General features: G+C 57.4%; 10 protein-coding genes and 2 tRNA genes. 9 read left to right on the top strand and 3 right to left on the bottom strand.

Going from position 1 to position 9,616, the window contains the following annotated elements; genetic code table 11:
• Position 1: 1 nt before the first annotated feature.
• The 4 genes from BZL43_RS06250 to BZL43_RS06235 all read left to right on the top strand — a co-directional run bounded on the left by BZL43_RS06250 (position 2) and on the right by BZL43_RS06235 (position 4,279).
• Positions 2-78: transfer RNA gene (locus tag BZL43_RS06250), tRNA-Asp, on the top strand.
• A 259-nt stretch (positions 79-337) separates the two neighbouring features.
• Entirely contained in the window at positions 338-847 is a 510-nt protein-coding gene (locus tag BZL43_RS06245) for a sigma-70 family RNA polymerase sigma factor (protein WP_095631499.1), read from the top strand.
• Positions 844-1,788, top strand: a complete 945-nt coding sequence (locus BZL43_RS06240) for a FecR domain-containing protein (protein WP_095631498.1) — start codon at positions 844-846, stop codon at positions 1,786-1,788. The genes BZL43_RS06245 and BZL43_RS06240 overlap by 4 nt, the downstream gene beginning before the upstream one ends.
• Positions 1,789-1,855: 67 nt before the next feature.
• Positions 1,856-4,279 (top strand): TonB-dependent receptor, encoded by a 2,424-nt coding sequence (locus BZL43_RS06235; RefSeq protein WP_095631497.1) that lies wholly within the window; start codon positions 1,856-1,858, stop codon positions 4,277-4,279.
• A 101-nt stretch (positions 4,280-4,380) separates the two neighbouring features.
• Here BZL43_RS06235 and BZL43_RS06230 read toward each other — a convergent pair whose 3' ends face one another.
• Positions 4,381-5,664: an FAD-binding oxidoreductase gene (locus BZL43_RS06230; RefSeq protein WP_095631496.1), complete on the bottom strand. Its 1,284-nt coding sequence runs from the start codon at positions 5,662-5,664 to the stop codon at positions 4,381-4,383.
• Between the two features lie 183 nt (positions 5,665-5,847).
• Between BZL43_RS06230 and BZL43_RS06225 the strand changes: the two genes are divergently transcribed.
• The 4 genes from BZL43_RS06225 (at position 5,848) to BZL43_RS06210 (ending at position 7,853) form a co-directional block, all read left to right on the top strand.
• Positions 5,848-5,924, top strand: a tRNA-Val gene (locus BZL43_RS06225).
• A gap of 160 nt (positions 5,925-6,084) precedes the next feature.
• A complete protein-coding gene (locus tag BZL43_RS06220) occupies positions 6,085-6,552 on the top strand; it encodes an anti-virulence regulator CigR family protein (protein WP_095631495.1) in 468 nt (155 codons plus the stop codon).
• Positions 6,553-6,729: 177 nt separating this feature from the next.
• A complete protein-coding gene (locus BZL43_RS28500) occupies positions 6,730-7,224 on the top strand; it encodes a hypothetical protein (protein WP_256582810.1) in 495 nt (164 codons plus the stop codon).
• Between the two features lie 173 nt (positions 7,225-7,397).
• Positions 7,398-7,853, top strand: coding sequence for a DUF2214 family protein (locus tag BZL43_RS06210; protein ID WP_095631494.1), 456 nt, complete (start codon positions 7,398-7,400; stop codon positions 7,851-7,853).
• A gap of 191 nt (positions 7,854-8,044) precedes the next feature.
• On the opposite strand, the gene csrA is transcribed toward BZL43_RS06210, so the two are convergent.
• Positions 8,045-8,239, bottom strand: coding sequence for a carbon storage regulator CsrA (gene csrA, locus BZL43_RS06205; protein WP_007905913.1), 195 nt, complete (start codon positions 8,237-8,239; stop codon positions 8,045-8,047).
• A 248-nt stretch (positions 8,240-8,487) separates the two neighbouring features.
• Between csrA and BZL43_RS06200 the strand changes: the two genes are divergently transcribed.
• Positions 8,488-8,853 carry a penicillin-binding protein activator LpoB gene (locus tag BZL43_RS06200; RefSeq protein WP_095631493.1) on the top strand — a complete coding sequence of 122 codons (366 nt, stop codon included), beginning with the start codon at positions 8,488-8,490 and terminating at the stop codon, positions 8,851-8,853.
• Positions 8,854-8,922: 69 nt separating this feature from the next.
• On the opposite strand, the gene BZL43_RS06195 is transcribed toward BZL43_RS06200, so the two are convergent.
• A complete protein-coding gene (locus BZL43_RS06195) occupies positions 8,923-9,612 on the bottom strand; it encodes an endonuclease (protein ID WP_095631492.1) in 690 nt (229 codons plus the stop codon).
• Positions 9,613-9,616 lie beyond the last annotated feature (4 nt).

Raw genomic sequence — 9,616 nt, 5'->3', positions numbered from 1 at the left:
CGCAGCGGTAGTTCAGTCGGTTAGAATACCGGCCTGTCACGCCGGGGGTCGCGGGTTCGAGTCCCGTCCGCTGCGCCATATCTGCCTCAAGGCCCACTGAACGCCTTGGTGCTACGAAGCAAGTCATTGGTATAGCCAGTGTCTGTTTCGAGTCGATAGCAAAAACCCTGGTCGAAAGACCGGGGTTTTTTGTGTCTGCGATTTGGCTTTTCCTCTCTTGTGTCCTTCCCGCCCAACCTTTCTGCGCCCCCATTGCATAAAGGACTTGGTTCACAGCGTCGACATTAATTAGAATCACTCTCATTTACGATAACTCCTTGGCACAGGGCTTCTTGAGATGAGTGATGCAGCGATGCCGAAGGAGCAAACCTTCCACGACCTGTACCGCGATCACCGTGGCTGGCTGGAAGGCTGGTTGAGAAGACGCATGGGCAATGGCTGTGATGCGGCGGATCTCAGTCAGGATACGTTCCTGCGCTTGCTCGCCAGCTCTCAGCGAATTGCCGATTTGCAAGAGCCTCGTGCCTATTTGCTCACTATGGGCAAACGCCTGCTGAGTAATTTCTATAAACGTCGAAGTCTTGAGCAGGCTTATCTGACGGCGCTGGCGGCATTGCCGGAAGACTGTGTGCCGTCGCCCGAGCAGCGCTGGTTGTTGCTCGAAACCCTGCAAGCCCTGGATGAACTGCTTGATGGTTTGCCAGCGGCAGTGCGCAGGGCGTTTCTCTGGAGTCAGCTGGAAGGCTTGACCTATCAGCACATCGCCGAGCGCTTGAAAGTATCGGAGCGCACGATCAAACGCTACATGGCGCAAGCCTATGAGCATTGCTTGTTGGTGGAACTGTGAACAGTTCGGTGCCCGATGCCCGTCAGGCAGTGCGAGCTGCCGCGCAGTGGCTCGCCTTGCTGGAATCTGGAAGTGCCAATGAGCAGGATCATGCGAATCTGCAGCGTTGGCGCGACAGTTGCGTCAGTCACGAGCAGGCCTGGCAGAAGGCTCAAGCCTTGCGTCAGCGGTTTGCCGATCTGCCTTCAGCGTTGGCGCTCAAAAGTCTGGATCGCCCCGAGCCCGGTCGGCGTGTGGTGCTCAAGCGTGCATTGGGGGCGGTTGCGTTGGTACCGGCGGCTTGGCTGATCAGCCGACAACTGCCTTTGGATGTCTGGCGAGCCGATTTGCACACGGCCACCGGAGAGCGCAAACAGATGCAGCTCGCTGATGGCAGTTCCTTGCAGCTCAACACGGCCAGTGCCGTCGATGTGGGTCTGCAGAACCGTCGCTTGAAGCTGATCGAAGGGGAGTTGTCGCTAAAAGTACCAAGCGCATCGCCGCTAACGATTCAAACAAAGTTTGGGCAGATCATCGTCAGCCAAAGCGAAGTCTGTGTTCGTCAGGAGGCGCGCGGTTGCCGCGTGTCGGTGTACCACGGCGCCGTACAATTGCAGCCCTTGCGAGGGCCGGTATTGGCGTTGGGTGGCGGTCAACAAATCAGTCTTCAAGCAACCGGTGTCGGGCCGATCAGCTCGTTCGATGTGCTCGCGCCAGGTTGGCGAGAGGGTGTGCTGATGGCGAAAAACCAGCCGCTGGGAGATTTTCTGCGCGAACTCAGTACTTATCGACCGGGTGTGCTGCGTTGGGAGCCGGAGCTTGAGGCGCTGCGCGTCACCGGCAGTTTCCGCCTGGACGACACCGATCGTGTCCTCGCGTTGCTCGCAGCCAGCCTGCCGCTGGAAGTGCATTCACGTACCCGTTATTGGGTGACGTTGCTGCCGCGTAAAAATAGTGTGTGAAGTTTGTCCCCTTTTTTCGACTCGCTTGTCATTCAAGGCATGTGAACGAATCAAGAGAGCACTATCAATGCCCGCAGTAATACCTATTTGTCCGCGTCCGGCTTCTTCCCGCCTGCGTCCGTTGTTGCACCTGAGCCTGATGCTGGGCCTGAGTGCCAGTCCGTTGTTCATCACTGCCAGTTGGGCTGAAGACAGTGCCCGGCGCAATTATCAGGTGCCTGCCGGCAGCTTGAGTGATGCGCTGACACGGTTTGCCGGGCTGTCTGGCGTCAATCTTTCGGTTGATCCGGCACTGGTGGGCAGTCGTACCAGTCCTGGTCTTTCCGGCGAATATGCGGTCGAGGAGGGCTTTGCCCGGCTGTTGCAGGGTTCTGGTCTGCAATTGCAATCGGTGGGCGATCAAGCCTATATCCTGACCCCGGCCCCAGAAAGCAGCAGCCTGCAACTGGCTCCCACGTCGATTCTCGGTGCCACGGGCGAGGCGGGCGGTGAGGTGTATGCCGGCGGTCAGGTCGCGCGCCGCGGTTCGCAAGGCTTGCTGGGCTCGAAAGATTTCATGGAAACGCCGTTCAGCATGATCACCTACACCGATGAGGCGGTCAAAAACCTGCAGGCTCGTACCTTGGGCGATCTGATCGCCAGCGATCCTTCGGTTCGCGCCACCAACCCGGCGGGTGGGCGTTATGAGCAGTTCACCATTCGCGGTTTCAGCCTGTTCAACAGCGATGTTGCCTACAACGGTCTCTACGGCATCCTGCCGACCTATACGATCGACATGGAGATGGCTGACCGCGTCGACATCATCAAGGGCCCGAGCCAGCTCATCAACGGCATCTCGCCGCGGGGCAGTGTGGGTGGCGGGATCAACGTGGTGCCCAAGCGCGCGACCGACAAGCCCATCACTTCGTTCACCGGTAGCTACGCTTCCGACAGCCAGGTCGGTGGTGCCGTGGACGTCGGCCGGCGTTTTGGTGAAGACAACAAATTCGGTATTCGCTTCAACGGCGTGAAGCAGTCCGGCGACACCGAATGGGATCACCAGAATGTCGACCGCGAAATGGCCGTGCTGGGCCTGGATTTTCGCGGTGAACGCCTGAGACTCTCCACGGACATCGGGCGCACCGAGCGTGATACCGACGCCCCGCAGGAGCGCGTGCAGGTCGGCGCCAATGCCAAGGTGCCGAATGCGAACGATGTTCGCGACAACTATGCGCAGCCTTGGAGCAAGGCGAGTACCAACGACACGTTCGGGACGGTGAATGGCGAATTTGATGTCAGCGATTCCGTCATGCTGTACGGGGGCGTGGGCGCGCGTAAAAGCAATCATGACTTCCTCCGGCATGCCGTTGCGGTCACCAATGATGCCGGCGATTTCAGCGTTCAGCCGCGTGACTTCACCCGTGATGAAAATGTCCGCACGGCCACGGCAGGGGTGCGCAACTGGTTTCATACCGGCCCTGTGAGCCATGAAGTCAATCTGGCCGCCAGCTATTTCTACATGGACTTCGAAAATGGCGGCGCCCGTTATGCCGCGGCCCGCAGCAACCTCTACGACCCCGTGGAAACACCAGCACCTGTCAAACCCACTCGGCTCGATTCGCAGGTCTATACCGAGAACCGCTTCAGCGGCGTGGCGTTGTCCGACACCCTAGGTTTCTTCGATGACCGGCTGCTGCTGACCCTCGGCGCCCGCTGGCAACGCGTGAAGGTTGACGACTGGGCGGATGATGTCAAAGGCGCCACGGCCTACGATGAGGAAAAGGTTTCGCCGTCGGGCGGTATCCTGTTTAAGGCAACCGATAAGCTGTCGCTGTATGCCAACTACATGGAGGGCCTGAGCCAGGGCAAGATCGCGCCATCGACCTCGGTGAACGAGGATGAGATATTCCCGCCGTTCATCAGTCGCCAGGTCGAGGTCGGCGCCAAGTATGACGCGGGTGCGTTCGCTGTGACTGCCGCGATGTTCCGGATCAAGCAGCCGGCCTATGAGACCAACGCCACGACGCGGGTTTTCGGCCCGAACGGCAAGCGTGAGAATACGGGTGTGGAACTGAGTGTGTTCGGCGAGCCGCTCAAAGGTTTTCGCCTGCTCGGCGGTGTCATGTACATCGACAGCGAGTTGACCGACACCACCAATGGCGCCTTCGACGGCAACCGGGCGCCAGCCACGCCGAAATACAACATCAACCTGGGCGCCGAGTGGGATGTGCCGGCCATACACGGTCTGACCCTGACCAGTCGCGGCCTCTATTCAAGCTCGCAGTATCTGGACCAGTCCAACAATAAGGAAATCGATGCCTGGGAGCGGCTCGACGTGGGGGCACGCTACGCGTTCAAGATCGATGAAAAGAACATCACCCTGCGTGCCAATGTCGAGAACGTGGCGGATAAACGCTACTGGAGTTCGGCCGGGGCCTCGGATGACAGCGAGCCTGGCTTGACGTTGTCGACCCCGCGTACCTACCTGCTGTCGGCGACGGTCGACTTCTGAATACTGTCTATTTCTGCAAATGGATCAGCAGTGAAATCTGAAGGCCGCCCGAGGCGAAATGCGGATGGCGGCTGTGAAGCCGCCTCCTGCTCGATTGTCAGTCAGAACCCCAGTTTGTCTCGCAATCCGTAATACCAGGCGCCCAGCGCAGCGAACGGTGTACGCAGCAATTGCCCGCCGGGGAAGGGGTAGTGGGGCAAGTCGGCAAAGGCATCAAAACGCTCGGCCTGACCGCGCAATGCTTCAGCCAGTACCTTGCCCGCCAGGTGGGTATAGGTCACACCGTGGCCACTGCAACCTTGGGAATAGTAGATGTTTTCGCCCAGCCGTCCGACCTGAGGAAGGCGCGATAGCGTGAGCAGGAAATTGCCGGTCCAGGCGTAATCGATTTTCACGTCCTTGAGCTGAGGGAAAACCTTGAGCATCTTCGGTCGAATGATCGCCTCGATGTTCGCCGGGTCGCGCGCACCGTAGACCACGCCGCCACCGAAAATCAGGCGTTTGTCAGCACTCAGGCGGTAGTAGTCGAGCAGGTAGTTACAGTCTTCGACGCAATAATCCTGGGGTAACAGGCTTTTGGCCAATTCATCGCCCAGGGGTTCGGTGGTAATTACTTGGGTCCCGCAGGGCATCGACTTGGCCGCCAGTTCTGGCACCAGATTGCCGAGGTACGCGTTGCCCGCAACGATGATGAATTTGGCCCTGACCTTGCCCTGAGGCGTATGCACCACCGGATTGGCGCCGCGCTCGATGCGCACCGCTGGCGACTGCTCGTAAACAGTGCCACCCAGCGACTCCACGGCTGCTGCCTCGCCCAAGACAAGATTGAGCGGATGAATATGCCCACCGCTCATATCGAGCATGCCGCCGACATACTGATCGCAAGCCACTACTTCGCGGATGCGTCGCTGATCCAGCAACTCAAGTTGCGTGTGACCGAAACGCTCCCACAGGCGCTTCTGGGATTCCAGATGGCCCATCTGCTTGGCTGTAATGGCGGCGAACACACCGCCGTCTTTCAAGTCGCACTGGATGTTGTATTTGGCCACTCGCTCACGAATGATCCGTCCACCTTCGAACGCCATTTGCCCCAGCAGTTGAGCTTGTTTGGGACCGACAGTGCGCTCGATTACATCGATATCGCGGCTGTAGCTATTAACGATCTGGCCACCGTTGCGCCCCGATGCGCCAAAACCCACTTTGGCGGCTTCCAGGACGGTGACCCGAAAACCGTTCTCCAGTAGAAACAGGGCAGAGGACAGGCCGGTATAACCGGCTCCGATGACACAGACATCAGTCTCTACATCATCCTGCAAGGCCTGGCGCGGCGGCGCTACATTAGCCGACGCGGCGTAATAGGACTCTGGGTAGGGAGTGTTCGCCATCCTGCAGCCTCTGTTTAATATATTTTACGAGTGCGTCGATCCTACCCGAGTTAAAAAACGACCGCCAGCCAGCGGAAAATCTTCTTTGCCACAGCAAAATTAAATATTTTGCATATTCATAGGGTTAGGTGAAAAAAAGGTGTTGACACCCCTTTGGAATTCCGTAGAATGCCGCCTCACAGCAGGCACGTAGCTCAGTTGGTTAGAGCACCACCTTGACATGGTGGGGGTCGTTGGTTCGAGTCCAATCGCGCCTACCAAACAAAATCCGCTCTGCTGGGCGGTCTGGAAGGGCTCACCGAAAGGTGGGCCCTTTTTTGTTGGCTGCGATTTAACGAGTTCCAGTGAATACAGTTTCTGAACTAATACAGCTATAACCGTCTACATTGCAGGGGCCATCCCCTTTCAGAGAGAACGGATATGTTTAAATCTCGCTCGTTGATTGTCGCTATGACGTGTCTTGCCTTGGCGTCCGGTTCAATGACTGCATTGGCCGACCCAGGAAACGGGAAAGGCCAGGGAAGCGGCAAGGGAAATCCACAAAACAGCCAGGATCATGGCAACGCCAGTCCTGGAAACAAAGGCAAGGGTTCAGGCGGTGACGATTGGAGTCACGGCCCGAGCATCAACCACGGCAGTGTCCTCGGCATCGTGGGTGGTTATCGCGACTACTGGAGCCCCGGGCCCGCCTTGCCCCCCGGTATTCAGAAAAACCTCGCTCGCGGAAAACCGCTACCACCGGGGATCGCCAAAAAACTCGATGGCCGATTGCTCGGCAGGCTTCCGCATTACGATGGCTACGAATGGCGCCAGGCTGGCACTGACTTGATCTTGGTGGCGATCGCTACCGGGATCATCTACGAAGTCCTCAATGGCGCATTCGATTGATATGAAACCGAGCCATTCAATCGCGTCCTCGCAGCATAACGACCTGTAAATCACGGGAAGCAATGTGCAGTTTTTCGATAATTGCATATTGCCTGCCCGCTGGTCGTCGGTTTTTGAACTGAATGCCACCGAAACAGTCAATTACTCCGTGCAATATCAACCACACGGAATCTCCCCATGTTATTAAAAAACAAGAGTTTTGCAGCCGTCATGTCGTGCGTGATGATGCTCGCAGCCGCCCCATTATTGCCCGCTGACCTGTCCATCATGAGTTCCGCCTATGCGAAAGGTGGTGGTGGTGGTGGTGGTGGTGGTGGTGGTGGTGGTAACGGCGGCGGCAATGGTGGTGGCAACGGTGGTGGCAATGGCGGCGGCCACGGCGGTGGCCACGGTGGTTCCGGCCATTCCGGTGGCGTCAGCAATGGACACGGCAATGGCTTGAGCAGTGATCACGCAGGCAAGGCTGTACGCGACCGTGGTCTCAGTGGCAACCACTACGGTAGCGATCGTAATGGTGATCGCGGCCATGGTTCAGTGACTTCGGGTATTGCAAATTCCAGAGATACGCGAGGAGTAACGAAGGCCTCCGCCATTTCGGCCTCTACGCCCGGTGATCACAATGCGAAAGGTTTAAGCAACGCTCGCACTTCGACTTCAAAAAGAACCGATTAAGTCCAAAACTCTCAAAATGCCGGGTATCCAATCAGGAGCCCGGCTTTTTTGTGCGTGCTATTTGCCAATTGGGCATGATGTGCGGGTGATCAGTGAAACCGGGTGCGTGGGCAAATCCCCTCGGATGGGCTACTACTGTAGGGCTGTTCAACTTCCCTGTAAGGAGTATGTCGATGCTGGCTCACTGGTTTCTGGCGGCGATTCACCTCTTGGCCTTTGCGCTAGGCTTCTGGGCGGTATTGACCCGCGGTATGGCGTTACGTCGTCTGGTTGCCGGGACGGGGGAGGCACGCAGGGTTTTGGGGGCGGATAATCTGTGGGGGATCTCTGCCGTCATTCTCCTGGTTACGGGCGTGATGCGCGCTTTTGGCGGGTATGAAAAAGGCACTGACTACTACCTTCATCAACCGCTGTTTCACCTCAAGATGACACTCTTCGTCCTTATTCTGCTGCTTGAGATTGCACCGATGGTGACGCTGATCAAATGGCGGATTGCCCTGGGACGTGGGGTAGCGATCGATACAGGTCGCGCAACGCTATTTGCCCGTATCAGTCATCTCGAAGCGCTGCTGCTGGTGCTGATGGTTGTGGCCGCCACGGGCATGGCGCGTGGGGTCGCGTTTGGCTAGCCGGGAAGGAGGAAGCCGTTTCTCGCAGCAAATCCGAAACGTCTGACAGTCAGGCATGAGGCGAGGCGCTAGTATCAACTCCATCGCGAAGGCATGGCAAAGGAGGCTGGGCGGAGAGCGATGCGGTTGCTTGAATCTTTAGCCAGCCGTTATTCGAGGCTGAATAGGCTGGCTACTGACTACAGCAGGATTCAGGGGGTTTGTGGCTTGTCTGGGGCGGTCAGGCCAGCCTGAATACGTTGATAAATTTCTTCGCGATGCACCGCAACGTCTTTCGGGGCGTTGATGCCAATCCTGACTTGCTGGCCGCTAACGCCCAGAATGGTGATCGTTATGTTGTCACCGATGTTTATGCTTTCACCGACTTTGCGGGTGAGTATCAGCATGGTTTTCTCCTTGATTGCTTGTAGGGCACCTGATTTGGACAGTGCAGAGGTCGGTATAGGTATAGATTAGTGCGAAGTCTCGCGGTTTGGGTGCCTCTTTCTGACGCGCAGATGCTGCATTAATTCCCAAGGCGTAACTATACAGAGGCCGCAACCATCATTCTCGTTGTTTTGCGCCCCTTTTGCGGCGCTCGAGCCGGATCCATGAGTGTTAAAATCGTCGTTTTCAGCATTCAGAGGGAAGCGTTGTGCGCAAAGTGGCCTTGGTAATCGCAGTATTGATGTTGGTCGGGTGCGATGAGGCTAAGGAGGTTGACGCTCAAAAGCCGCAACCGACAGTTACCTCCGCGCCTGCAGCGACAACAGGTCCACAATGGGACGTCGAGGTGCGCGGCGAAACCCCCCAGGCGGTCAGCGACCTGAGCGGCTGGTTGATTGAGCATAGCTTCGTTTCCAGCGTCATCAGGGAGAATGGAAAGGTTCGGATCCTGATAGGGCCGTTTAATTCGGAAGCCGAGGCACAAGCCAAGCAAGCTGAAGTGACGGCAGCGCTCACCCGGGCAAAGAAAAGGAATATCGAGTCGCTGGTGGTCGAACACCCGACGGCTCAATAAAAAACAGCGGTGGAAACGAACAAAGGCCTGAGGTGTGATGCCTCAGGCCTTTGTGTTTTCAGCGGCTGGTCAGTTGCAGGTTTTCAAGTCCACCGGGCCGACAAATTCGTTGCCGCGCCCCATCACGCAAGCAACGCTCTGATTGCGTTGACGTTCCCAGGCCTGTACCGGATAGGTCTTGTTCCAGGCTTCATACAGTTGCCTATCCTGTTTTGACAGGCGCAAGCCGTATTGCTTGCTCATGTAGAAATACGTCCGGGCAATCATGCCGCGAATGGAAGGGCGGGGCATGACCTTCTTCGCCTTGAAGTCGACCTGTGTCAGGCATGAACCGTATTGACCCGATTGTACGGGCAACCAGCCGAAGCTGAAGTTGCTTCGATCGCCATTCACCTCGCCGATGCTCGGCACCAGATTGTGCAGATCGGCCTCGGCTTTCTGATAGGTCGGGTCGTACCGCGTGCAGTTCTTGCGACCACCTTGTTGCCAGCACTCGCGCTGATGGCCGATCTGCCAGGCCGGAACAATATGCTCCCATTCGATGCGCGAGGCGCGTTTGGCATTTTTGCGCGGCACATAACCGCAAGCCGCGAGGTCTATGCGGTTGCCAGTGTATTTGCAGCCGCAATAAAACTCGGTGGATTGCGGAGCGTACAATTTCCACGCGACTTTCTTGGCTTCGTTGAAGGTGCGTGGTGCGCCAGCCTGGGCGCCGAGGGTGATACACAGAAGCAGTAAAGCTAACCAGCGGACACTCATTGAC

The organism is Pseudomonas sp. PICF141, from assembly GCF_002286815.1.
In the GTDB taxonomy this organism is placed as follows: Bacteria; Pseudomonadota; Gammaproteobacteria; order Pseudomonadales; family Pseudomonadaceae; genus Aquipseudomonas.
The sequence above is the reverse complement of the archived record's forward strand: the minus strand, read 5'-3'. Positions and strand labels throughout refer to the sequence as shown.

Bases quoted from the DNA above. Each gene is read 5' to 3' on its own strand.
- BZL43_RS06245 (WP_095631499.1), top strand. From the start codon at position 338: ATGAGTGATGCAGCGATGCCGAAGGAGCAAACCTTCCACGACCTGTAC.
- BZL43_RS06235 (WP_095631497.1), top strand. From the start codon at position 1,856: ATGCCCGCAGTAATACCTATTTGTCCGCGTCCGGCTTCTTCCCGCCTG.
- BZL43_RS06230 (WP_095631496.1), bottom strand. From the start codon at position 5,664: ATGGCGAACACTCCCTACCCAGAGTCCTATTACGCCGCGTCGGCTAAT.
- BZL43_RS06220 (WP_095631495.1), top strand. From the start codon at position 6,085: ATGTTTAAATCTCGCTCGTTGATTGTCGCTATGACGTGTCTTGCCTTG.
- BZL43_RS28500 (WP_256582810.1), top strand. From the start codon at position 6,730: ATGTTATTAAAAAACAAGAGTTTTGCAGCCGTCATGTCGTGCGTGATG.
- BZL43_RS06210 (WP_095631494.1), top strand. From the start codon at position 7,398: ATGCTGGCTCACTGGTTTCTGGCGGCGATTCACCTCTTGGCCTTTGCG.
- csrA (WP_007905913.1), bottom strand. From the start codon at position 8,239: ATGCTGATACTCACCCGCAAAGTCGGTGAAAGCATAAACATCGGTGAC.
- BZL43_RS06195 (WP_095631492.1), bottom strand. From the start codon at position 9,612: ATGAGTGTCCGCTGGTTAGCTTTACTGCTTCTGTGTATCACCCTCGGC.